This window comes from Glaciecola punicea, assembly GCF_001756615.1.
Taxonomy (GTDB): Bacteria; Pseudomonadota; Gammaproteobacteria; order Enterobacterales; family Alteromonadaceae; genus Glaciecola; species Glaciecola punicea.
The window spans coordinates 147,522-169,999 of record NZ_LZXY01000001.1 but is presented as its reverse complement, the minus strand read 5'-3'; the positions used below and the strand labels follow the sequence as shown (position 1 = coordinate 169,999).

General features: G+C 39.2%; 25 protein-coding genes, 1 tRNA gene and 1 pseudogene. 12 read left to right on the top strand and 15 right to left on the bottom strand.

The genetic code is table 11. From position 1 onward, the window contains the following. Positions 1–212 precede the first annotated feature (212 nt). The gene (locus BAE46_RS00745) at positions 213–893 is read right to left on the bottom strand and encodes a hypothetical protein (RefSeq protein WP_070111513.1); all 681 of its coding nucleotides are present in this window, start codon (positions 891–893) and stop codon (positions 213–215) included. A gap of 291 nt (positions 894–1,184) precedes the next feature. Then, positions 1,185–1,371 (bottom strand): annotated as a pseudogene (locus BAE46_RS15160) (transposase domain-containing protein); the annotation flags it as partial. An 88-nt stretch (positions 1,372–1,459) separates the two neighbouring features. Here BAE46_RS15160 and BAE46_RS00740 point away from each other — a divergent pair. The 3 genes from BAE46_RS00740 to BAE46_RS00730 all read left to right on the top strand — a co-directional run bounded on the left by BAE46_RS00740 (position 1,460) and on the right by BAE46_RS00730 (position 4,706). Continuing rightward, a complete protein-coding gene (locus tag BAE46_RS00740; RefSeq protein WP_083256753.1) occupies positions 1,460–1,855 on the top strand; it encodes a transposase domain-containing protein in 396 nt (131 codons plus the stop codon). 664 nt (positions 1,856–2,519) lie between these two features. After that, a complete protein-coding gene (locus BAE46_RS00735; RefSeq protein WP_141729306.1) occupies positions 2,520–4,118 on the top strand; it encodes an MORN repeat-containing protein in 1,599 nt (532 codons plus the stop codon). A gap of 384 nt (positions 4,119–4,502) precedes the next feature. Then, positions 4,503–4,706, top strand: coding sequence for a hypothetical protein (locus tag BAE46_RS00730; RefSeq protein ID WP_070111510.1), 204 nt, complete (start codon positions 4,503–4,505; stop codon positions 4,704–4,706). Between the two features lie 137 nt (positions 4,707–4,843). On the opposite strand, the gene BAE46_RS00725 is transcribed toward BAE46_RS00730, so the two are convergent. Together BAE46_RS00725 and BAE46_RS00720 are read right to left on the bottom strand one after the other, a co-directional pair. Next, positions 4,844–5,077: a hypothetical protein gene (locus BAE46_RS00725; protein WP_070111509.1), complete on the bottom strand. Its 234-nt coding sequence runs from the start codon at positions 5,075–5,077 to the stop codon at positions 4,844–4,846. 696 nt (positions 5,078–5,773) lie between these two features. Beyond that, positions 5,774–6,541, bottom strand: a complete 768-nt coding sequence (locus BAE46_RS00720; RefSeq protein ID WP_070111508.1) for a hypothetical protein — start codon at positions 6,539–6,541, stop codon at positions 5,774–5,776. Between the two features lie 385 nt (positions 6,542–6,926). Here BAE46_RS00720 and tnpA point away from each other — a divergent pair, with 385 nt between their 5' ends. The 3 genes from tnpA (at position 6,927) to BAE46_RS00705 (ending at position 8,363) form a co-directional block, all read left to right on the top strand. Next, on the top strand, positions 6,927–7,211 hold the full coding sequence (gene tnpA / locus BAE46_RS14525) for an IS66 family insertion sequence element accessory protein TnpA (protein ID WP_070111507.1): 285 nt from the start codon (positions 6,927–6,929) through the stop codon (positions 7,209–7,211). Beyond that, positions 7,211–7,375 carry an IS66 family insertion sequence element accessory protein TnpB gene (gene tnpB / locus BAE46_RS14200; RefSeq protein ID WP_083256752.1) on the top strand — a complete coding sequence of 55 codons (165 nt, stop codon included), beginning with the start codon at positions 7,211–7,213 and terminating at the stop codon, positions 7,373–7,375. The genes tnpA and tnpB overlap by 1 nt, the downstream gene beginning before the upstream one ends. 334 nt (positions 7,376–7,709) lie before the next feature. Further along, the gene (locus BAE46_RS00705; RefSeq protein WP_070111505.1) at positions 7,710–8,363 is read left to right on the top strand and encodes a hypothetical protein; all 654 of its coding nucleotides are present in this window, start codon (positions 7,710–7,712) and stop codon (positions 8,361–8,363) included. A 428-nt stretch (positions 8,364–8,791) separates the two neighbouring features. Here the strand turns inward: BAE46_RS00705 and BAE46_RS00700 are convergent, their stop codons facing one another. The 7 genes from BAE46_RS00700 to BAE46_RS00670 all read right to left on the bottom strand — a co-directional run bounded on the left by BAE46_RS00700 (position 8,792) and on the right by BAE46_RS00670 (position 14,999). Continuing rightward, a complete protein-coding gene (locus tag BAE46_RS00700) occupies positions 8,792–9,205 on the bottom strand; it encodes a hypothetical protein (protein ID WP_070111504.1) in 414 nt (137 codons plus the stop codon). Continuing rightward, positions 9,202–9,759, bottom strand: coding sequence for a hypothetical protein (locus BAE46_RS00695; protein WP_070111503.1), 558 nt, complete (start codon positions 9,757–9,759; stop codon positions 9,202–9,204). Before BAE46_RS00695 ends, BAE46_RS00700 begins: the two co-directional genes overlap by 4 nt. Continuing rightward, positions 9,759–10,496: a hypothetical protein gene (locus BAE46_RS00690; protein WP_070111502.1), complete on the bottom strand. Its 738-nt coding sequence runs from the start codon at positions 10,494–10,496 to the stop codon at positions 9,759–9,761. The genes BAE46_RS00695 and BAE46_RS00690 overlap by 1 nt, the downstream gene beginning before the upstream one ends. Before the next feature lie 11 nt (positions 10,497–10,507). Then, complete coding sequence (locus BAE46_RS00685) at positions 10,508–11,248, bottom strand: AAA family ATPase (RefSeq protein WP_070111501.1); 741 nt, start codon at positions 11,246–11,248, stop codon at positions 10,508–10,510. 61 nt (positions 11,249–11,309) lie between these two features. Continuing rightward, positions 11,310–13,496 (bottom strand): YfjI family protein, encoded by a 2,187-nt coding sequence (locus BAE46_RS00680; protein ID WP_083256751.1) that lies wholly within the window; start codon positions 13,494–13,496, stop codon positions 11,310–11,312. A 6-nt stretch (positions 13,497–13,502) separates the two neighbouring features. Further along, positions 13,503–14,489 carry a hypothetical protein gene (locus BAE46_RS00675; RefSeq protein ID WP_070111500.1) on the bottom strand — a complete coding sequence of 329 codons (987 nt, stop codon included), beginning with the start codon at positions 14,487–14,489 and terminating at the stop codon, positions 13,503–13,505. 78 nt (positions 14,490–14,567) lie between these two features. Next, positions 14,568–14,999 (bottom strand): hypothetical protein, encoded by a 432-nt coding sequence (locus BAE46_RS00670; protein WP_070111499.1) that lies wholly within the window; start codon positions 14,997–14,999, stop codon positions 14,568–14,570. Positions 15,000–15,682: 683 nt separating this feature from the next. Between BAE46_RS00670 and BAE46_RS00665 the strand changes: the two genes are divergently transcribed. From BAE46_RS00665 to BAE46_RS00640, 6 genes are all read left to right on the top strand, one after another. Further along, positions 15,683–15,769 (top strand) — tRNA-Leu (locus BAE46_RS00665). A 117-nt stretch (positions 15,770–15,886) separates the two neighbouring features. Further along, positions 15,887–16,765, top strand: a complete 879-nt coding sequence (locus BAE46_RS00660; RefSeq protein ID WP_070111498.1) for a sulfurtransferase — start codon at positions 15,887–15,889, stop codon at positions 16,763–16,765. Then, on the top strand, positions 16,762–17,385 hold the full coding sequence (locus BAE46_RS00655) for a LysE family translocator (protein ID WP_006003657.1): 624 nt from the start codon (positions 16,762–16,764) through the stop codon (positions 17,383–17,385). The genes BAE46_RS00660 and BAE46_RS00655 overlap by 4 nt, the downstream gene beginning before the upstream one ends. A 70-nt stretch (positions 17,386–17,455) precedes the next feature. Beyond that, entirely contained in the window at positions 17,456–18,256 is an 801-nt protein-coding gene (locus tag BAE46_RS00650) for a DUF975 family protein (RefSeq protein WP_006003655.1), read from the top strand. Beyond that, positions 18,249–19,049, top strand: coding sequence for a glucosaminidase domain-containing protein (locus BAE46_RS00645; RefSeq protein ID WP_006003653.1), 801 nt, complete (start codon positions 18,249–18,251; stop codon positions 19,047–19,049). Before BAE46_RS00650 ends, BAE46_RS00645 begins: the two co-directional genes overlap by 8 nt. After that, on the top strand, positions 19,046–19,708 hold the full coding sequence (locus tag BAE46_RS00640; RefSeq protein ID WP_006003651.1) for a DUF2987 domain-containing protein: 663 nt from the start codon (positions 19,046–19,048) through the stop codon (positions 19,706–19,708). Before BAE46_RS00645 ends, BAE46_RS00640 begins: the two co-directional genes overlap by 4 nt. Before the next feature lie 18 nt (positions 19,709–19,726). On the opposite strand, the gene rssA is transcribed toward BAE46_RS00640, so the two are convergent. From rssA to ccoS, 4 genes are all read right to left on the bottom strand, one after another. Next, on the bottom strand, positions 19,727–20,677 hold the full coding sequence (gene rssA / locus BAE46_RS00635; protein WP_006003648.1) for a patatin-like phospholipase RssA: 951 nt from the start codon (positions 20,675–20,677) through the stop codon (positions 19,727–19,729). A gap of 79 nt (positions 20,678–20,756) precedes the next feature. Beyond that, positions 20,757–21,488, bottom strand: coding sequence for a fumarate/nitrate reduction transcriptional regulator Fnr (gene fnr / locus BAE46_RS00630; RefSeq protein WP_274378074.1), 732 nt, complete (start codon positions 21,486–21,488; stop codon positions 20,757–20,759). Positions 21,489–21,494: 6 nt separating this feature from the next. After that, the gene (locus tag BAE46_RS00625) at positions 21,495–22,166 is read right to left on the bottom strand and encodes a sulfite exporter TauE/SafE family protein (protein WP_006003644.1); all 672 of its coding nucleotides are present in this window, start codon (positions 22,164–22,166) and stop codon (positions 21,495–21,497) included. After that, positions 22,166–22,444: a cbb3-type cytochrome oxidase assembly protein CcoS gene (gene ccoS, locus BAE46_RS00620; RefSeq protein ID WP_070111497.1), complete on the bottom strand. Its 279-nt coding sequence runs from the start codon at positions 22,442–22,444 to the stop codon at positions 22,166–22,168. Before ccoS ends, BAE46_RS00625 begins: the two co-directional genes overlap by 1 nt. Between the last annotated feature and the right edge of the window lie 34 nt (positions 22,445–22,478).

Genomic DNA, 22,478 nt, shown 5'->3' with positions numbered 1-22,478 from the left:
ACCTAACAAAGCAAATAAAAGCGGGAAGTCGCGGAAAGCTTACGCTAGCCGCTTATTTGAGTGTTACCGAATGACCGCTTTGTCAGTTTTGCCGCCTCTTGATAGGTTCAGCATATGGCATGCCGCTTCACAGATGAATTTTCTCAAGAGAAAGTGATTGCACAGCGTTTCTCATTAAAAAAACTTGGGAAGCTAACAAAGATAGAGCACTGTTAATCTTTTAAATCTTGCTCTTTAAAAGATTGATAGTCTTTTCGGATTACTTTTAAAGTTTCATCTACAAAAAAATCAAGTTTTTCTAATTCCGAAATTGCTATTAGGCCAGAGAATTCCTTAATTAAGTCAGGGAATTCTTTTCTATTACAGTACTTTTTTTTGCGTTTAAATTGATTATTAATTTCTTCTTCCCGTTCATAGATAGCCTCACCTAATAAGCTATGGTCATAGCCATTGGATATGTCTAACATACATTTGTAAGCAAAAGTCTTTTCTCTACTAAGGTGTGGGTTGTTGAATAAAGGCATTGCATACTTTTTTGAATCTTCTGTCAAAAACTGTTTTTTTTCTGTTAAAGCACCAAAACAGCCGTCAATTGTCGTATATAGGAAAAATAAAAAACCAATCCATGACGTCAATGATATGAGTATTGCTAACGAAACCATTTTTAACTGCCTGGCAATAAATGGACTGCCATCAAAAATATATGGCAATATTTTTCGAAGATTCTGAGAATATGTATAGACTCCAAATAGTCTATTCACAACATCCACTAAAACCTTATTACAAATTGCCATTAAAAATGAAGCAAAAACTCCAAAAACATATATTTCAAACAAACCATACCTCCAGTAAAACGTCTTTGTTTGTTCGTTAAACGCCCCTTGAAAAAACATTAGTTTACATACCTTTTGAAATTAACAGTTTCTCTTCGCAAACTCAACACAAGGACAATATTTCCTCTTTTTCATTTAGCGTAAAAATCAAATAGCTTACGTTTAATAAATTAGGATAGTAGGTAACTACATGGAACATCTAAGAAAATTATAAAAATAAAGTAGAGAAAAATAGCCTCTTGAAAGCTCCCAGTGCCTGAGAAGGTAAACTAGGATTAAATTTATCAACGTAGGCTAGAGAAAATTTATTTGAGTTATTTTAAAATATTGTAAGCGTCCGACCAATTACACCTAGTCTAGCGTAACATTCCATGGCATTAGACTTTCTGCGTTGCAATTCGGCTCGATAGATTTTTCTAGCACGTGCATAAGATAATCGAAGGGGATTAGTCCGTTAGCCTTAGGTCTCGATAACGCTATCAAGCACCGCACTGGCGTTTGGGCCGGTCGCGGTTTGGCTAAATAACCAATTTTTTCTTTTATGTTGAGCTCAACTTAATCGCAAAGCGTGGCTATTCGCAGGTACACCTGCCGATGCAGACGTTAACGCAGTACATTATAGCCTTATCCAAACAGCCAAGTTAGATGGACTTGAGCCTTATGCTTATCTCAACTACGTGTTCAAAAAGCTGCCTTATGCTGAGACGGTTGAAGACATAGAAGCGTTGTTGCCTTGGCATGTTAAAGAGAATAAGATATTAACTACACCGAGGGTGGTTAAGCGCTTACTATTTAACGAATACGCTACTTATGGAAGTGAATACAGTGCAAATTATATCTGGAAAGAGTATACGACGTTTGGAAGTAAATACAGTTCGCATTCACCTTTCAATGAATACGCCAGTATCCCGCCCATGATGATTAAAGGCGGTAAAGTTATTGGATACCTCACGGCAAATAAAAGCATAACGTCACCCATCTCTCCAAATTTATTAAAAGCTCTATGTGAAGATGAGCTATAAAAACCACACAAGGTGGGTAAAGGACAGAGTAACGCTGTGCACTACCCATCGTCACAGCTGTCTTTAAGGTCAGATTGCAACTTGCATAGCGGCGTTTTGAATAAGGCGATATGGGCTTGATAAGAATTATTGAAAATATGTCTAAAAATTAATTGTTAGTATTATTGATAAATTGATCAAGATTATTCCGATGAAATTCAAATGATTGGTCCATGCAGAGATGCTTCAGATACTAGGTAAATAGTCCATCGTAGAAAAGGTGATAAAATTGTATATTGTAGCGTTTAAATTTGTTTTGATTCTAATATTAAGTTTATTAGGATTAGAAGTTTCTGGGCAAGAGCGCTTCAACCCCACGGACTATGGTGCCTTTGATTCTTTTCCTGGGAACTTATCATTTTTTACAATTCTTCGGTTGATTTTCGCTGGCATAACAATATTAATTTTGTTTGAGAAAATTGGTGGTTGGTTAGATAGAAAAAGTAAGGCATTATTCAACATTTTTGCAGTACTAGGTGTTATCTTTTTTTTTGTAATTGTCGCCCTCACAGCTTTTATCTGGGAATTGCAATTAATACTCCTGCTACTAGTCTTTTTTATTTGGTTGATTGACAATCATAATAGGAAAGAAAAAAGATCTGTAAGGAGCAGTAAGACTAATGTTATGGGAGTGAAGAAAGATTGCCGATTTAACGAAAAGCTAGATACCATTGACCCTATCGCTCACCATGTTTCATTGCCAAAGAAGATCATAGAAATTAACAGCAAGTTTGGCGAGAAGCCAGTCGTCAGAGCTTCTGAAACTGGATGGGACTGGTTTATAGGAGATAAAATCACAAGAACAGGCAAAGGGAAATGCACTTATGCTAGCGGTAATGTTTATGAGGGTGACTACGTAGATGCCAAGAAAGCAGGCAAAGGGAAATACACTTGGGCTAGTGGTGATGTGTATGAGGGTGACTTCGTAGGTGGGAGGCTGACAGGCAAAGGGAAATACACTTGGGCTAGTGGTGATGTGTATGAGGGTGACTTCGTAGGTGGGAGGCCGACAGGCAAAGGGAAATACACTTATGCTAGTGGTAATGTGTATGAGGGTGACTACATAGATGGGAGGCTGACAGGCAAAGGGAAATACACTTGGGTTAGTGGTAATGTGTATGAGGGTGACTTCATAGGTGGGAGGCTGACAGGCAAAGGGAAATACACTTATGCTAATGGCGATGTGTATGAAGGTGACTGCCTCGATGACATGCAATCAGGTAAAGGGAAATGCACTTATGCTAATGGTGATGTGTATGAAGGTGACTATCTCAATGACATGCAATCAGGCAAAGGGATATACACTTATGCTAATGGTGATGTGTATGAAGGTGACTATCTCGATGACATGCAATCAGGCAAAGGGATATACACTTATGCTAATGACGATGTGTGTGAAGGTGACTTCGTCGATGGTAAGCAAACAGGCGAAGGTAGATTCACTTGGTCTGATGGTAATGTGTATGAGGGTGACTTCGTAGGTGGGAGGCTGACAGGCAAAGGCAGATTCACTTGTGCTAATGGTAATATGTATGAGGGTGACATCGTCGATTGGCGGCTGACAGGCAAAGGTAGATTCACTTGTGCTAATGGTGATGTGTATGAGGGTGACTTCGTCGATTGGAGGCTGACAGGCAAAGGGAAATACACTTATGCTAATGGTAATGTGTGTGAGGGTGACTTCGTCAATGGCATGCGAACAGGCAAAGGTAGATTCACTTGGGCTAGTGGTGATGTGTATGTGGGTGACTTCGTAGGTGGGAGGCTGACAGGCAAAGGCAGATTCACTTTTGCTAATGGTAATATGTATGAGGGTGACATCGTCGATTGGCGGCTGACAGGCAGAGGGAAATACACTTGGGCTGATGGTAATGTGTACGAGGGTGACTTTGTCGATGGAAGGCTGACAGGCAGAGGGAAATACACTTGGGCTGATGGTAATGTGTACGAGGGTGACTACGTAGATGACATGAAATCAGGTAAAGGGAAATACACTTGGGCTAGTGGTAATGTGTACGAGGGTGACTACGTAGATGGCATGCGAACAGGCAAAGGTAGATTCACTTGGGCTAATGGTGATATGTATGACGGTGACTACGTAGATGGGAGGCTGACAGGCGAAGGCAGATTCACTTGGGCTAGTGGTAAGGTGTATGAGGGTGATTACCTCGATGGCATGCGAACAGGCGAAGGCAGATTCACTTGGGCTAATGGGAGGCTGTAACAAAATCTGTGTAACTGCCGTTAGTTAATATGCTTCTGGAGGCGGCTGCCAAATTCAATAATATACAGTTTAGGTAAGCAGTAGGGCGATGTAAGCACATAATAACTGACCAATAAGTGAGTGCCAAAGAACGTAGGATGGAAAGCCATGCACGTCCATTAACGTTATATTGATTATAGATGTATTTGCGGCTAAACCAGAGGAAGGTAAGTTTTTTGCTAAATGTTGACGAAGTTATGCAAATGGCTGGAGTGTTAGATACAGCGATCACCACACTGAAAAGAATACTTTAAAACACCAAAAAGAACAGTTCCAATGTACAGTTATACGGTAACTAATTAGTTATTAAAATGTTCTCACGTTATATCTGGATCTGAGAACCAAATGAATATAGTTACTGACTTACCATGCAAAGAAGCATTCAAAAATAAACTGAGATACTCTGATCAAATAGAAGTATTGCTAGATGTGCTCATAGAAAGGGGCAGGCGCTATTCAAATGAGGAACACTTTAAGATGCCTCATGACGATGTACTTATTGTCTTAGAGCTTATTAGAGAGCGTTTGATTGATATAAAAGACTCATGATCCATTTGTCTATATTAATTTTGGTATCAAGCGGGTGTTTCAACTTGGACGGTACACCAAAACCAGAGAGTATAATGACATCTAAACAACCGTCGTTACTTTAGTAATGCAGGCAATTAAACCTAATAAAAATTAACTCACAATATGCTGGGGCATTGATTTAGATCAGAGCAGGGGCCTTGTGAGCCAGTACCAAAATCAAAATGGCTTTGTAATGTGAATTCATTTATATAATAAAGAGCCTTGTGCATATCACCGAAGGCGCCGGTTAACATGTCTCTAGCATGTTGTTGTAAAGCATAATCGTCATTTTGGTTGATTAAGAAAAACCACGTTTCGACTAATACTTTGGGTGGGTATTTTGTATTCATAATTACCTATTTAAATTGTTGTTGATTGTACGATTAGTATCAAGCTCTTAAGCCACTCTAAATGAGCCTTGGAACTGACATTGGTGAATATGTTACACATGTAGTAGCCCTAGCATTTGAGTCTATGTGCAAGCCACATGCTGAGCCTTTTAAGCAGTTAAAATAAATGATTGGTTTATAAACAAGAAAAGCCCCAGAAGAGCCTGTGTTGATATGATGTGAGACATGATAGTGGAAGCCAAGAAGTGCCGTAAAACGTACCTAAGAGGCAAGTACATCATGTAAGAGGCATACTTAATATGGCGTTTGATTATTTCGTATATTTCTGTTTATTCGCTAATAAGTGTTACCTGACCCAACGAACGTTGGCAATGTAGTGATTTATATTATCTGCTCTCTTCAAGCATAATCTGGGTTTGTTCCATTTACACATTATTAACTAATCAAACATAGCCTTCCGCTGCGCTGCGGCTATGTCGAATTAGTTAAAAATGTGCAGGTGGCTATTTATTGTAAACACCGGTCAAAAGCGCCGTTATTTGCCGAAAATTCAAATAAGGTAACTTTCAACTTTATATGTTTTGGATTAGGTAAGCAGACAAAGGCCTATGAGTTAAAGCGCAGGTTTTTTAAAGCATATGTATTAATAGAATTTAATCACAATACCCAACGGATGTTGGGCAAATAAAAATAAGGTTAAGTGCAACCGTCTACTAACTTGTTTTCTGGTTGATTAAAAAGATTCGATACTGTGGTTCTGCCCAAGCCAACTGCCTTGGCTATTGCAGTCTTAGACATACATGGATTGAGTTTCTTTAGATTGAGTGCGTTCTGCCTCTTGTCATTCCCATGTCCAGCGGCTAATGACGCTTTAAGCAACACGATCTCTTTTTCATAATTGGTAATTATTTTATCTTTATTGTGAAGTTCTTTATCTTTTTGCTCAAGTCTTCTCGCAAGAGCAAGTTGCAATTTCATTCTTTTCAACGCCGCACTGTAAGAAACAGCCTGAGTTATAGACGTAATTTGCAACACTTCGTACTTCTGCATCAGAAGAAGTTCAGGGGATTTTTGCTCTAGCAATGATTTGATCACTTGAGTCAAATCGTCTTTGTTCGGGGCTCTATATACGGCGCGTCCTGCCCAATCATTGACTTGATCAGAGGTTGATTCATACAGTCTAAATATACTGACTGCAGTTGCATCTAATGATAAAAATTTTGGTATTATTTCCATTAACGCATCAAAATCAACATAGGCTGGGTAGATACCTTTTTTTGCATTGTCGCGCCTTTGTTTTTCTCGTATTTCTTTATCTACAAGATACGTCTGTTTTGTTAGTTCCTTTTTTGTTTCATAAGGGTTTTTCTCGGGTGTGTCATAAATTTTATCAGGATCAAATGGAATATCAGGGTGACGTACTAACCTCTTTAAGTCAGAAGGAGCTGTTTTGTTAAGCTTCATATTTTAATAACCTATTTGTGTGGTATGACTAGGAGGGGTCTGGGAAAGTCAGATTTAGTTTAATATTGAACATCTGAATATTATAGGTTTCTTGTTCAATTTTGAACACTATTTTTTAAGAAGTCTAATTTTTGCTCTATACTATATACTTACTAGTAAGAATAAAGTAAATTTTACCTTGCAGTATTAATTCCTCCGTAAACATAAGATCCATTAGCTTTCATTTAAATCCAGACTAACATGAGAGTGTAAGCCCGTTTATACCATCAAATAACATGAGTGTAGGTGTGTGTAACACACCGTAAACGGTCATTTTAGAACGTTATTCCCATAAAACTCAATTCCCTTACAATAGCGTCATTGATTTCACATGGAGACAATATCAATGACCCATAAAAGACGAAGCCCACAAGAATGGCAACACCTTATACAACAACAGCAAGTAAGCAGCCTGTCTATTGCAGACTTCTGCCGCCAGCATGCGCTAAACCCGTCAACGTTTTACTTGCAGCGTAAAAAACTCAACGAATTAACGCTAACGCCTCCCGCCGCCAATGACTGGTTGCCGTTTTCGCATCATGAGCCACGCAATCAAGTAGTCGCGCGCCAATGGGAGATTGAACGTAACTTGCCCAACGGAGTGGTGCTTAACATAAGTACACAAGGCTAATGTTATCAAATTCCAATAGCCGAATTTGGCTGTGCACTGGCAACACGGATATGCGCAGGCAATTTGATGGCTTAGCGGCCATGGTCACTAATCAATTACAGTTGCAGGCGCATTTAGGCGATTGGTTTGTGTTTATCAATCGTAAACTAAACGTACCCAGATGAAAATATTGTATTACCATCAAGGCGGTTACTGTTTATGGGCCAAAACATTTGAGCGCGGCATCTTTGCCAAGCTTAATAGTGTGAACAATAAAATAGCCCTAAACAGAATGTTTAGGGGAAGCATATCAGAAAATTTATTCTTAAAAGGGGTGCGGAATATCAGCTTTACCATTTGGTCTAGCGGCATTACCCCGATTTTACAGAAACTTTAAGTGAGCAAGGTAAACAATTACCCAAATTTGTTGACCGAATAGAGTTTGCCACTTTAAATATTTTCTTTTTAGGTGGCACTCGGGTATATTTTATGTACTTTTATACAAAGAATTATTACCAAATGAGAATAGAGATATCAACAAGTGGATTCCAAACGATAATAGTCGTAGTGGTCGCCGCAGTCATAGTGTCGCTCTTCTTAACTTTAGAGATGAGAATATTTATAATTTTAGGGGTCGTCACAACCCTATTAATATCGTTTTATATAAAGAGAAATTCTGTAATTAATGAATTTTGCGGCAAGGAAGATTACACCATAAATTTTGCGGTTACGGCTATAATTATAGGTGGTTTTAATTATTTTTTTAGAGGTAAGGATTTAGAAGTGCTTATCACGACTTCGCTCGTAGTGGCTTCCATAATTACATTAGGTTATGTATTAAAATCGTTTAACATCGCAAACAAGGATGCTAACACGTCAAAGCTTTGGAAGGTCAACGAGTGGGATGTATACAGTGAAAAGCAAACAGAAGTACCAACTTTAATAGATGGTAATGTCGTTGTTGAATATCAGGTGGTCAATCAAGTGGCAACTAAGTTGTCTTATGATGAAGCGGTACTACTACTTAAAAAATTATATTTTGAAGGCAATGAACCACATGCAGTAAGTAGCAAGCAATACGGTGTTTTAGCACCTAAAATGGACCATAATGGCCAATTTATTGGATTTCAATACAATAATGCAAACGAAAATATGCCGTTTAAGATTGACTGATTTACAAGAAGAAATTTGCAATTCTCGTTTTATATTCGAAAGCGTACGCCCGTTACATATTGCTGAATCTTATTTATAGTGTCCACTTATTTTTAAGTGGGCACTAATTTTAGAGGGCGTCGGTGTCAGCCGTTTTTGCAAGGTCGATGTTCCATGACTAGTTTTTCATCTTCGTCAGTCCAGCGTGTGTATGTATTATGCATTTGTAATATTCCTAAATAAAAAAGACCCGATTAAGGGTCTTTTGGTGTTTTTGTAGTGTCGGTTGAAACAAAGAAGCTAGTTACAAATAGTGCGATGATCCCTAAAAGGAATAGGAGGCTACCTAATATACCGATAACGTAACCTCCTACCACACACACAACTAACACTATGCCGCAAATAAGTGTCCAAAGTAGAACCTTAATTGCTATACATAGTTTCTTCACTTACGCGAACAGTGATTTTTTATCTTTCGCTACTGGCTTAACTTCTTCTTCGTCAGTATCTTCTTCTTCTTCCTGTTCAGCAGGAGAATCATCTACTGCTTCAGGCTCTGGCTCAGTTGTTTTCAAACCTGTTTCATGCGCTTCTTCAGCCGCTAACTCTTTAGCTTCTTCTGCTTCATCAGACTCTATTTGAGCCTTAGACCTACGAGTACGCTTAACCGGACTAGACTTGCTTTCTTGATAACTGGTCGCATTGCTTTGATTGGTTTCAATAGTCGCTGTGGCTTCTACTGAGAGCCCTTCTGTTTCAAAATCAACTGCGGTGACACTAGTTGTATTGGGTAATATATTTGAACCTTGAAGGTACTGTGTAATAGCAGCCTTAAGGTCTTTTTCTTCTAATACTATTTTCATGGTGATACTTTCCTTTGAAATGCAAGTAACTGCTGAAATGTTTCTGATTTAACACCCGCATGGATGACTGCTACAGAATCTGCCAAGTGCTCATTAGCATGTGTAAACTGCAATTCCCCCTTTCTTTTTTTGGTAAGCCAATCTGCATCAGGGTAAGTTTCTATGGCCCAAGAAATCATCTCAGCTTTAGTAGCTGTCTTATTTCCTGTGGCTGCTAACTTAACCTCTGTTGGATTGACTTGTATGAGGGGTTTTTGTATTGCTGCTAAGAGCCCTACGGAGATACCGTAGGATACGGATGCTCTGGCGCTTTGTGAGCCTATTGGAACTTCTGCCATCACTAGGTCAACATCACTGATAAAGTCGAACATAGCCTTTCTGAGCGTGGTAGCACGATTAAAGTCGTCGTGACTTTTACGCTGCGTCTTGGCTTTGCTAGGTTCAGTGGTTTGTAGGCGAAGGTGGGTAAGGTTAAAGGTGCCTGTATCTTCGCACAGTACACCTTTTGACATCCCGAAGTTCTGTAAGCTGGGATCAAGGCCTGCAATTATCATTAGGCAAATAATGACTTTTTAGGTTCAGCTCCTGCCGCTTTATTACCGGCTGGCTTATTTGGAGCACCACCAGTAGCACCAGTTTTGGTAGACTTGTCAAAGACATTACCTTTGTTGGTTTCAAGCCACTTGTCATGGTGAAGAGCTTCTTCAGCTTGTGCGGTAATTTCAGTCACAGTCATGTTGTTATCGTTCTTAAAGAACTTGATAATTTCATTTTGCTCACGGGTTTCACCAGTAGGTTGATAAACACCGTTACCATCTTTAGCGTTCTTATCTACTAATTGCTTTTGTACAGCAGCGCGAATATCAACACCAATTAAGTCTACTAACATATCTACTTTAGTAGGCAAATCTTTCTTTGCTGTGAAGTCATAAATGTTGATAGTCTTTTCTTCAACACTTACATCAGCAATTTCTTGGCCTTTTAAAGCCAATAAGCAAAGTGAGTTAGCTACGACAAAGCCCGGTAAGTACTGTTCGTTACCATCTTTGTCTTTATAAACATTGCTGTTGCCTTTCTTGTCGCCTGACGTAATCCAAATCTGTTGACTTAGTTTAGCGCCACCAGTGGTTTCAGTTTCAAGGTTAAGTGCCATAGCACCGCCTTTAGACTTAGCAAAGTAAGCAAATTTGATATTAAGACCATAAACGTCAGTCTCTAATGTGCGAAAGCCACCAGTACGGTCACTGTCTAATACGATGTTCTCTTTTGTTTTTAAGTTTGATAAGTTCATTGTGTGTTTCCTTAATCTGCGTAGTATTCGTGCAAACGGTCTAATACCATTTGCGCGTCGTTGTCGATAAATGTTTCTTTGTCTGTCCACATGCCCATAGAGCCGCGAAGACGTTCGTTAACAGTCTTGGCAGTAATCTTGGTTTGAAAGACATACTTGAAACCTAAAGCCTTTTCTTCTGCTGTGATTTGCAATAAATCACTGCCATAGTCTTCAAGGTTTTTTAGGGTTTGTTTCTTACACCCAATAACGCATGAGAAATATGACTCAACTCCGTTATTTTTAAGCGCACCCTTTATAGGTACACTGGTTTCCATAACAGAATCAGCTTCGTTTAATACATCTTTAACGTGTGCAATAAACACGACGTTTTTAGATGATGAAGCAACATACTTCTGCATCAATCGTTTAAAGAATTGTGCAAAATCACCCCAAGCTTTCTGACCATCAGTGGCTTGATAGATGTACTGTGATTCGTACATATCCATAAGATAAGTTAAAGAATCAACTACAACGGTGTGTACATCATCCATGTTCTCAACTTCATCGAACGCTTGTTCAACTTCGTGAGGTTCGGTGATCACTATTTGCTTGAATTTGTGCTTGAAGGGAAGCTTTTTTCCTGTTTCGCAATTAAGATAAACTACGCCTTCAGGGTTTTTAATGTTGCGTAATGCAGCAGACTTTCCAGCCCCTGATTTACCGCAAATTAAAACTAAGTTGTCATTACTGACCTGTGCGTTTTGTGACATTGGTTTGGTTTCTCCAAGAGATATTTATAATCAAAAAAGCCAACGGATGTTGGCAATTTAGTTAAGGGGATACAGACTTATTAAAAGCTCTACGGGCAGATAACATAATAGTGTTTGTGATTTCTTCATCTGGTAATGAGTCTTGCAACTTATCATTTAATGAATTAACCGCTTGTTCAATCTTCACCATTGTTTTGCCGCTATCTACTAAAAGTAGGGCGTATTTAATTAGCTGGTTTGAACGGTTACCCTGACCAGTATTATTAATGAACCAACGCTCTAAATTGTTAAGAGATGATTGATCTAATAACTTTTCTTTACGTTTCTCGTTCTTACTGGTTTTAGGAATAAACTCTACGGGATCAAACAACTCACCATCATTGGTGTAAATGTCACCTTTGTCGTAGCAAGCCCACTTTCTTGAACGCTGGCCTGTACTTTCATCTAAGTGAAATGGTAGCCACTGATAGACACCTTGCATAAACTCTTTGTAATCGTTCCCATCAAGTTTAAGTGTGTACTTCATAGGAATGATTACCCTAAAGCGGTCTTCACCGTTGCAGCCGTTACCAGTGATCCCATGACGTTTAGTGGTATAGATAATAGACTTATATTGCCTAAGCAACTGTTGCACTGAACTTAATGGCACTTCACCATCAATATCCAGGACAAGTAAGTTAGTCCCAGGAATAATCTTGTCTTCACATCTATGCCCATCATTGACATGGTGAGCTACCCAATGCATATCTTTCATCTGGGTTAACTTTTCTAGGTTTTCCCATTTAATTGCATCGTTAAAGTAGTTGTAAGCCATGTGGTCTGAATAACTAACCGTTAACTCATCAAGGTTGGTTTCTTGCAAAGATTCACCATGCAAAAACATAATCCCATCATGGAACTGTTTCTTAATGATGATGTTGTTTTGATACCCATGACTAATAGCATAATCAAGCATTTCTTCTTTATGCTGTTTAGCACCACGGTAGAAGGGCAGGTACTCATGTAATTCAACTTGAGTAACAGGGCGCTTGGCTTCACCTAAGTAACGAGCCAGTTTGACATAGGGCATTTCTCTATTGAGTAAATGACCAATACCGGCACCAGATTCTTCGGCTATGGTAATAGCATAGTAAAGGTGATCTGCTGTAATTTTACTGGAGCTATCAATGAAAGCATAAACAGCCGCTAGTTTTAGCGTCTTAAAATATCTATGTTCCATCTCAGCACGTTCAATAAAATTATACTGGCTTATTGTGTTGGCTCTATCCATGCAGTGCATTTGATATTCTAGCAACAAGTACTCTTCGTTCTTATCCATTCCCAATGTTTTATTGAAATTAATGGAGTCAGCAAGCTCAAGTAACTCTTCACTAAAATCATCTATAAATGCGTTAGCAGACTTTTCTACGTTACGGTCATAGATGTCTTCAACACTCATGTCAAGATCGCGTACAACGTCATTGGTGTAAGCAAAGAAGCATCTTCTTGCATACCCTTTCTCGAGCATCTTAAAGAACTCTTCTTCAGTCTTGGATGCATCAAGTAATGATGAGCCAGTACCAAACATGATCAGGTTACAAGGAGTGCCACCTTTAATTTCTGACATTCTTACATTGTCTCTGGTGTTCTTAACCAATGAGCCTTTGATTTTACCTTTATCGTATAACTCTAAGAACTTAGAATAAGCTTCAGCGTTACCAGTAAGGTTGTCACCAATTTCGTCTATCTCAAAGTTTAAGGCTCCAGCATTAGCGAGTAATAGCTTTTGTCTAAACTGTTTTAATGCAGCAGGAGTGGCACTATCAAATGAAGTCATCCATTCACCGGCTAAACTAAATTCAGCACGAAGTTGGTTTAACTCAGCATCATCATCTGTACCATTTCTATTAGCACGTTGAACGGCTAACTTAGCCATATTGATTTCAGTAACTTCAGGCAATAACTCTTCTTTGAAGCGTTCTGCAAATAGGTTGGTTACTTGTTCTTCCATGAAGTTCATGGCTTTGGTCTTCCCTGCGCCTGAAGGGGCTAGGTTGACCGTATACATGTTAATAGGTAGATTGGCCTGCTTGTGAGTCTTAACAGTAGCTCGCATCTCTGAGGCAATCTTAGACAGGTGATAAGACACTATCATTCTAAAGAACATAGGGCTTTCATTTTCACAGTGATTACATAGGAATTGAGCAAGCTTCTCAGCTTTGGGGTGGTACTTTCGTTCATCTGGATTAAAATAATTAAGTTGGCGCATGTGTGGTTATCCTCCTGAGATTTCTAAATCTCCTGTGCGTAAATAGTCGTCTTTTTGCTTACATACTGGGAATGAAGCGCAGTATCTACAGGCTACAACTTTCCCTTTGACTTCTTTGGTAATTCCACCTTTCATGGAAGCCATAGCATTAGCTTCAGCCGGGTTATCAAAGTTCTTAGTTGCGCGTTTAGCATCTGGCTTGCTGTAGTATTTCCATACGGTATCTTTTCGCCATAAATCTTCATCTGTACAAGCTGGCATAGCTTCTTCAGGTGCATCCTTATACTTAACAAAAAGCTTTAACTTATTACGGATAAAGGCTTCTGTTTCAAGTAAAGGCTTAAGTAAGAGTTTATGTTCGAGAGTTTTAGCGGGTGGATAATTCTTTTGTATGTTTGCATCTCTTGCTGACCAATCAGTAAATATAAACTGAATAGCCATATCATCACGGGTAATGATGTCGGGGTTAAGCCAGCGATAAATGCTGCCTTGCATAATGTACTTTGTATCGTTGGTTCGATGAATGTATGTGTATACACTGGTGGTTTTAAAGTCTTCGACTCTGCCTTCACCAATGAAGTCGAACTTACCGCTGATATTAAAGCCCTCAATGGACTTTGTAGAGCGTTGCTCAAGGTAGACCGGTATTTGGTCATCTGTTACTTCAGATGGCACAGGGTTCACTACAATGCGCTTTGCAACACCCTTGGGTATTCCTAACGCTATGAGGTTATTGATTCGGTTTGACCCAACCCATGCTTCTTCAATGCTGTCGTGTATTGCTGTTCCCATACGCGAAGCAACTAGGCCTGATATGTCTTGAATGCTTTGTGATGCTGGTACTCTGGTAGCAAGAACCAATTGCTTGACTGGTTTTAGTAAGTCGGTAGCAGAGAAGTGATTTTTATCAGGGTTGTGATCGTAAGTATCATGCGCTAACCACGTAGCAACTGACAATGCTAGGTTGCTACGATTTGTATACGTAGTAGTCATAAAGAGATTGCCTATTTATTATAAAGTCAAAAAAACCCAACGGACGTTGGGCTTATAGAAAGGATTTACTAATAGATGTTAGTTAAGCATTTTCCAAACATACTTAGCTTGTTGCTGTCTGGTACAGTTTATTATTTCAGGGTTAAATAAGTAGTTATAATTATCTTCAGACAATTCAAGATTTCTTACATGATTAATAGCAATTCGCTTAATAATACCTAATTTAATTATAGGCGTTATGTATTTACTAAAAGTCTTATATTTTTGAGAATCGGTAGTTGAAAATTTAGGGTAAGTAACAACATTATTTGTTGGTGTATAAGTGCGTTTTAATTCCAACAACAACACTTGCGAAGCAGGGGAGAGTTTTCCCATAAGCTCAAGTATATCTGTTTTGTTATTTTCTTCATTAGTGGTAAAAGAACTTATCACTTGGTAATCTTTTTTTTCTGTCTTAGGTTGTGATAAAGAGTATTGATATTTTTTATCACGGCAACCACTATCAAACATTTAGTTGTTCCTTTTGTTACTAATTAACTTATTAGACTTAATTGCTTTAACTGCGAATGCAAATGGTAACACATACGCTTTAGTCTAATAAATAATTATAGTATTAATATATATATAGTATTAATACATATATAATATATATAGTATTATTAAGTAAAGTATGGTAGTTTTAACCCACAGCAGAGATACCCTTTATAAATGATGTGTAGAAGCGGTGCGCCAGCACAAGCGGATACACGTTATTTATAAAGGTTATATATATAAGATAACTATTAAGTATTACTTATATATATATAACACGCGCGTAGTTATTTCATAAACACTCCTTAGTTTAAATTAATGTGATAAGTAAAATAAATATAAGAACCATTCTGGTTTAAAATTTTATAACATCTTTTATCTGCTAGTCCTCCAAGAACACAAAAATATTCGTAAGTTATCTGGTTGTGCATAAATTGCTCACTTAGTTATTTGGTTCAATTTTGTTATTGCACAGTCCGGTTCAATATGTATAATGCGGTTCTGTTCAGCAAGCAGCTAAAAAAAGTTTGTTGGTACATACGTTGGTACATTAAGAAAGACGTTTTGTAATTAGTTAATTAAAACAGTAGTTTAGGTTAACTTAACGGAGTCGGGTTCCGCCTCCAGATTTTGTGCAAGACATAATGAGTGAAATATGCGTTGCCCGGGTGGTGAAATTGGTAGACACAAGGGACTTAAAATCCCTCGCTAGCAATAGTGTGCCGGTTCAAGTCCGGCCCCGGGCACCATTCTACCTCCAACTCATGTGTAAACTGTAATTCAGATAGGCATGCCAAATAGGCCTATTTGACAAGCACACAGTTTACATACAACATCATGTAAAACCACATCAATTATGGATTTATATGCCCCCTACAAATACTCTAATATCCCTTAGTAATTTCAATTTGTTTTATGCTAAAGCAAATAGCAGTAAAGGCACACACGTCAAAATATTGTACACTACTATGCGCGACGGCCCAGGTCTTAAACCCGATATTGTGCGGTCACATTCCAATAGCTATATTCCAAAATCAATTTTATTTGATTTTCAAGTACAGTTTGCCGATCCCCAAAGTGAGTTGTCAAATACTATGGTCGATATCCATAAGTTTGCGAATGAAGCCGACTCACTTGGTATCCAAAATACAGACACCCTTATAATTTATGATGACTATGGCAACTTCTGCGCGTCAAGAGTTTGGTTTATGTTCAAATCGATGGGCCATAAAGATGTACGCGTACTCGATGGCGGCCTACCTGGCTATTTGCGTGCGGGTTTACCCACTCAAGATGCGCTACATACGCCCGTGGCAAACCTAAAGTCGACATACACCTGCGTATTAGATCCTGCATTTAGTTTTGTCGGCAAAGACTTTATAAACAATAATTTACAAGCTAAAACCACAACGGTATTAGATGCAAGAAGCGAAGAACGCTTTTTAGGGCTAAGTCCTGAGACAAAACCAAATGTGAGAGCAGGGCACATTCCTAATTCAAACAGCATTCATTACGTCAATATACAGGATGAACACGGCCACTTTTTACCACTGCAAGCATTAAAAGAAGTGTTTGATCCTTATAAGGGCGCGCCACTAGCATTTACCTGCGGAAGTGGCGTTACGGCCTGCATTCTGGCCCAAGCAGCATATATAGCTGGCATAAATGAAATAAAGGTATATGACGGTTCTTGGTCGCAATGGGGTGCCGATAGCAGCTTACCTTTATCAACAGGCAATACATGAATATTGATGCAGGCGTTTGGGCTGCAATCGCCCTGATGCATTTTGTTGCGGTTATTAGTCCAGGTCCCGATTTTGCGATAGTGCTAAAGCAGTCACTGCAAAAAGGACTGCGTCCTGCATTATGGACAAGTTTAGGTATTGGGTCGGGTATTTTACTACACGTTGCATACTCTATTTTTGGAGTAAGCTTGGTCATCGCCACTACACCTTGGCTCTACCAAACCTTACTATATTTAGCCGCAGCCTATTTCATATGGCTAGGAGTGTCAGCATTGCGCAGTAAGCCTAGCAGTCTCAAAGATGAATCGCCTGAGCAGCGCACTAAGTCTATTTGGTACAAAGCTTTTGGCATTGGTTTTCTTACCAATGGCCTAAATCCTAAAGCCACATTATTCTTTTTAGCTCTTTTTACCGCTGCCATTCCCATTGACACAAATTTAGCCACCAAAACTTTTTACGGTGTTTATTTAGCCCTAGCAACAGGTGCCTGGTTCTGTTTTGTGTCTTATATCACCAATTTCAAACAAATACGCGACAGCTATCAGTCACATGGACACTGGTTTGATCGAGCGATGGGACTAGTATTGATAGTCATGGCAATAATACTGCTATGGGCATAGCACCTAATCACAATAGTTTGCTATAATTAGTGCATATATTCTTATAAGCTTAACGTAACTAAAGAGCGATATGTCAGAAAATAATACGCCACCACCTGAAAACAATCACTCTTCACCCAATGAGCCTGCTGCTGAAAATGGTCGCTTCAATGGATTTAATGGCGGCTACGATTTTGATATAAAAAGCATCCTCAAACGAGCCCACACGCTTTCTTCACAAAATAATTGGACCTTGGTACTAGCCTTAGCCTGCATTTGGGCTACCACTTTAGCTATCTATTTAGTATACATCGACGCTTTTGGCATTACTGACATAGCCTTACTTATTACGCCAGAATCGCCGTTAACACAAACACAGCAAGTCATGATAGAGCTAACCTTAACGTTCGCCTTAGCCCCTTTATGGACAGGCGTGAATATGCTAGCAATAAACACTATGCGAGACAAATCGGTACCCGTTTTTAGTATATTTCAATACTTTCGTTTACTGCCCGCTCTTGCACTTGCGTCTATTTGTGTCGATATTTTGTTTACTTTTGGCTTTACGTTGTTTTTTATTCCTGGTTTTTATATATTTGCAGTAACCACTTTTACCTTGCCTTTGATTGCAGACAAAAAAATACGACCACTTAAAGCAATTATGTGTTCCATTAAAATGAGCAATGTGTATATTTGGAAAATGTTACAACTATATTTGATATTTTTAGCTATGCTAGTTGTTGTGTTTATTAGTTTTGGAATTGCGTATTTGTGGATTGGGCCTTTGTATTTCAACGCTAAGGCTGTTTTATATCAAGACTTATTTTGTATAGATCAATCTTCAGAGTCTGATGAGTCATCAATTAAAAATGAAGGATTATTCAATGCATAAGTTTAAAATAATATCGATTGCACTTGGCTTTGTACTTCTATTAATTATTGGTTTGATGTACTTTCAACCTCAACCTGATGAGTTTAACGATATTCCTAGCGTTAAAGAAGTTGCCACTATTGAGCATGCTTATAAACCTGTACCTGACTTTACCCAATTTACGCAAGTCAGAGATAAAAAAGAGGCTTTTTTTAGCTATCTAAAACCTGTTGCCGAAGCGCAAAATGACTATATACGCAATGTAAGACTCTATGTGCAGGGCTTGCAGGCGAAACAGCTAGCAGGGGAAGACTTTTCACGCAAGCAGCAAGCGGAGTTCGATTGGTTATTAAACGAGTACCGCGTTGACACAAGTCAATCATTTGACGCTATTTTTACAGAGCTATTTCGCAAAATTGATATAATACCAGTCGAATTAGTACTTGTGCAAACCGCAAATGAATCAGGCTGGGGCACCTCACGTTTTGCCACAAAAGGGTACAACTTTTTTGGTTTATGGTGTTTCAGAGAAGGCTGCGGCTTCGTGCCGAGCAGACGCCCCGACGGTGCAGCTCACGAAGTGGCCAAGTTCGATGACCTCTCCAGTGCCATGTATGCCTACATGAGAAATCTAAATAGTCATCCTGCATACAAAGACATGCGTAGAATACGCGAAAAATCACGCATGAATCAAAAACCAATTACCGCGCACGCAATGGCCGAAGGTTTGATCAGATATTCTGAGCGCGGTGAAGAATATATTGATGAACTACACCATATGATGAGAATAAACGAGGAATTAATTAATCCATGATTGTAAGAATAGGCAAGACCTTTGCGATAAGCTTAACAATAGTAATAATGTCGCTAAGTGCGTCAAAAACGGCAAAATCTGAAGAATTACAAGTTGCTTACAAAACGTTTTACAGCCATGTTAAAAAATTGGATTCACAAGAAACGAATGCGCTGCAGTTCGCATTTGGATTTATGAATATTCGGACCAAATCATTATGCCAAATAAACAGTGCAAGAATCAGCACTGAAAAACAGCAAATCCCTATAGAAATTACGCCGGAATATCGATTTACATTGCCATCTGAAAGGGCACTTAGGCTCGCAGACGCCGTTGTCATCCTCGATTTAACAGAGCCCTCTAACATTTGTGATATATCGGTACAGTTAGAGACAAAACCAGAGCATGTAAAATCTAGTTATACGAGCCAAGAGTTAGATTTATTGTATGACCAGTTCGCCACATTTTTTGATGATATCGGTGGTTTTATGTCGTTTATGATGCCCGAAGTTGACGGTTTAACGATTCAATTTAAAGACAAAAACTTAACGGCAGCGCTGTCTAATGGCATGCAAATAAAGGATGGCAAGCTAATATTGAGTTCTAACGAACTGCCAATATTAAACAACGTGATATTACCAAGCGTCCCTTTACGTATTACGGCTAAAACAAGTCGTTAAGCCTATTTTATAATGGCTTTACTGTATTAGTAGGGCTTTCTTATCGGTGCCTTCTGTTCTGTCCGACTTTCCTACTAAATTTAATTGAAACTCTATTTGCTGCGCTAATCTGTTGACTGCGTCTCGGCCTTTTTGAGATAGCTCTTGGGCGCGGTGAAACTCCAACAAGCTCACATCCCTTAACTGAGGCTCAATAAGAAGGTCAGGCGGATCGCCTGCCAAACGAGAACGGGTTACCCTAGCCTGTAAAATTTCCAGTGAGCTACTCATTACACTCACAATACCCGGTGCCTGCAGTTTATTTGGCTTAGGATCAGGAGAGAACCACTGCTTCACGAGGCCACCGCTGGCATTACCCAAGAGTTTGTCGGTTTTGAGCTGATTCGCTTGGTGTTCCTTTTCAAACTTTTCAATTAGCTGTGGTCTAAAGTCAGCGCTTAAATTAATCGCAATGACAAAATCAGCGCCTAATTGCCTGCATTGATTCACTGGTACGGGATTTACTACCGCGCCATCTACAAGCCAACGACCCTCATGTTCTACAGGCGGAAAAAGAGCAGGAATAGCGCAGGATGCTTTAATAGCATCGTTCACTTCGCCTTGATTGAACACCACTTCTTTACCCGAATATAAATCGGTAGCAACGGCCGTAAACGGAATGTTCATTTCTTCAAATGTAGGCGCACAAAATTCTTCTTTATGCTTAATAAAAACTTTTTGACCACTGGCTAGGCCGCCGCGCTTAAAGCCTATTCCCAATAGGCTAAATACCTGCCATTCAGACAGCGTAAAAGCCCATTCTTCCAGTTCGTCTAGTTTACCGCTAGCGAATGCTGCCCCCACGTATGCGCCTATGGAACAGCCGGCTACCACGTCAATCTTCACGCCGAGATCTTGCAGGGCTTTGATGATGCCAATGTGGGCCCAACCTCTGGCTGCACCTGCGCCTAATGCTAATCCTATTTTCATGTTGTCTCTATGTTGGTCGCGCAGTTAACGGTTTTCTTTCGCTAATTTTGATATCGTTCATAGCAAATATGCTGCTGCATTAGCGAATATGCTGCTGCACACCATCAAAGTTGGTAATGGTGATTAACTTGCCGTTAACTTGAATTAATCCGTCTTTTTGAAAACGCGTTAATAATCTCGAAATTGTTTCAACCGTTAAACCTAAATAATTACCAATTTCACTTCTGGTCATTGGTAGATTAAATTGCTTGGCTGAGTACCCTCGCTCATTAAAACGCTGCGATAAGTGATTAATAAAATACAGCAGTTTCTCTTCAGCGCTTCGCTTACTGAGCAGCATCATAAACTCTTGGTCGTGTTTTATTTCAGAACTCATAAAACGCATAATTTGTTTCCTAAGCTTTGGGTACTGGCTGGCCACTTGATCAAGTGTTTCATAATGTAGCTCGCATACCATAGCCGTTTCTAGCGCCTGTGTATTACTCTGATGGATGTCATTTTGAAGCGCATCGAAACCTATGATATCACCTGGAAAATGAAAGCTTGTGAGCTGTTCAACACCATTTTTATCGCTAATGTAGGATTTAAACGAACCAGAACGGACTGCATATAAGGAGTGGAATTTATCGCCTGCATTAACGAGTTTGTCATTTTTATGCAAAGGCCTTTTGCGTTCAATAATATCATCTAAAGATTCAAGTTCTTGTTCGTTCAGGCTAACAGGCAGGCATAAATGGCTAAAGCTACAGCTTTGACAGTTAATAGCGACTTCAGTGTTAGACATAAATGCTAATTCCTTTTTACGGTTTATTATTCATTATAATGCCACACCCTTGAATAAATCGACAATCAAATATAGCGCAAACAAGAACAATATGCCGGCAATACCTAATCGTGTTGCTTTGTGCTGCAGAATTGGGATTAAAAAACTCGCTCCCATACTAGACGCTACCAGCGCTGGTAGTGTCCCTATCCCGAAACAAAGCATAAACAGTCCGCCTTGTAAAAAGCTACCGCTAGCTAAAGACCAGGTGAGCGCGGAGTATACTAAACCACAGGGTAGCCAACCCCATACCATGCCATATAGGAAGGTATGGGCAGGGCTCTTAAATGGGATTAGTTTTTTAGCGACAGGGGCTAAGCGTCGCCATAAACGAGCACCTGCTTTTTCAAAGTGTATTAAGCCTTTATACAAGTCACTAATATAAAGTGCCAACAGCAATAAAAAAACAATACTTAGGCTTTGTAGTATTAACAACCCGGTTACAACAGAGGAAGTAAACAAGCTGCCGAGCCACCCAGTTACCGCGCCTGCAATAGTATACGAAAATACTCTGCCTGCGTTATAGCATGCTATATAAGGGGTATGGGATTTATTTTTAGGAATAGCAAAGGTAAAGGCACCTGCAATACCACCGCACATTCCAATACAATGAACACCTCCTGCCAAGCCAATCAGAAAAGCCGATAAATAAATATACTCTGACACTATGACTTGCTTTTATTGATGGGCGTTTTGCTTTTACTGTTGGCTTCACCTGTTGAAGAAGCTTTGTCTAAATCAGCGTCGTCATTTTCAACACTTTTGTTAGTGCTTGATTTCGCGCTATTTGTGTTATTTTGCTGTATGTCGTCATCAAACAAAATACTGTAGCCCTGACGTTCTAAATCATCGAACTGATTAGATTTTACCGCCCAAAAGAATATAGCAATGGCTATAGCTACTATAATAATTGCCAGCGGTATTAATACATAAATTATGCTCATTATTTAGTTCTCATCGCATTGCCCTTATTAAACA

Excerpts from the sequence above, each read along its gene's own strand:
- BAE46_RS00745 (WP_070111513.1), bottom strand. The coding sequence starts at position 893 with ATGTTTTTTCAAGGGGCGTTTAACGAACAAACAAAGACGTTTTACTGG.
- BAE46_RS00735 (WP_141729306.1), top strand. The coding sequence starts at position 2,520 with ATGGGAGTGAAGAAAGATTGCCGATTTAACGAAAAGCTAGATACCATT.
- BAE46_RS00730 (WP_070111510.1), top strand. The coding sequence starts at position 4,503 with ATGAATATAGTTACTGACTTACCATGCAAAGAAGCATTCAAAAATAAA.
- BAE46_RS00725 (WP_070111509.1), bottom strand. The coding sequence starts at position 5,077 with ATGAATACAAAATACCCACCCAAAGTATTAGTCGAAACGTGGTTTTTC.
- BAE46_RS00720 (WP_070111508.1), bottom strand. The coding sequence starts at position 6,541 with ATGAAGCTTAACAAAACAGCTCCTTCTGACTTAAAGAGGTTAGTACGT.
- tnpA (WP_070111507.1), top strand. The coding sequence starts at position 6,927 with ATGACCCATAAAAGACGAAGCCCACAAGAATGGCAACACCTTATACAA.
- tnpB (WP_083256752.1), top strand. The coding sequence starts at position 7,211 with ATGTTATCAAATTCCAATAGCCGAATTTGGCTGTGCACTGGCAACACG.
- BAE46_RS00705 (WP_070111505.1), top strand. The coding sequence starts at position 7,710 with ATGAGAATAGAGATATCAACAAGTGGATTCCAAACGATAATAGTCGTA.
- BAE46_RS00700 (WP_070111504.1), bottom strand. The coding sequence starts at position 9,205 with ATGAAAATAGTATTAGAAGAAAAAGACCTTAAGGCTGCTATTACACAG.
- BAE46_RS00695 (WP_070111503.1), bottom strand. The coding sequence starts at position 9,759 with ATGATAATTGCAGGCCTTGATCCCAGCTTACAGAACTTCGGGATGTCA.
- BAE46_RS00690 (WP_070111502.1), bottom strand. The coding sequence starts at position 10,496 with ATGAACTTATCAAACTTAAAAACAAAAGAGAACATCGTATTAGACAGT.
- BAE46_RS00685 (WP_070111501.1), bottom strand. The coding sequence starts at position 11,248 with ATGTCACAAAACGCACAGGTCAGTAATGACAACTTAGTTTTAATTTGC.
- BAE46_RS00680 (WP_083256751.1), bottom strand. The coding sequence starts at position 13,496 with ATGCGCCAACTTAATTATTTTAATCCAGATGAACGAAAGTACCACCCC.
- BAE46_RS00675 (WP_070111500.1), bottom strand. The coding sequence starts at position 14,489 with ATGACTACTACGTATACAAATCGTAGCAACCTAGCATTGTCAGTTGCT.
- BAE46_RS00670 (WP_070111499.1), bottom strand. The coding sequence starts at position 14,999 with ATGTTTGATAGTGGTTGCCGTGATAAAAAATATCAATACTCTTTATCA.
- BAE46_RS00660 (WP_070111498.1), top strand. The coding sequence starts at position 15,887 with ATGCCCCCTACAAATACTCTAATATCCCTTAGTAATTTCAATTTGTTT.
- BAE46_RS00655 (WP_006003657.1), top strand. The coding sequence starts at position 16,762 with ATGAATATTGATGCAGGCGTTTGGGCTGCAATCGCCCTGATGCATTTT.
- BAE46_RS00650 (WP_006003655.1), top strand. The coding sequence starts at position 17,456 with ATGTCAGAAAATAATACGCCACCACCTGAAAACAATCACTCTTCACCC.
- BAE46_RS00645 (WP_006003653.1), top strand. The coding sequence starts at position 18,249 with ATGCATAAGTTTAAAATAATATCGATTGCACTTGGCTTTGTACTTCTA.
- BAE46_RS00640 (WP_006003651.1), top strand. The coding sequence starts at position 19,046 with ATGATTGTAAGAATAGGCAAGACCTTTGCGATAAGCTTAACAATAGTA.
- rssA (WP_006003648.1), bottom strand. The coding sequence starts at position 20,677 with ATGAAAATAGGATTAGCATTAGGCGCAGGTGCAGCCAGAGGTTGGGCC.
- ccoS (WP_070111497.1), bottom strand. The coding sequence starts at position 22,444 with ATGAGCATAATTTATGTATTAATACCGCTGGCAATTATTATAGTAGCT.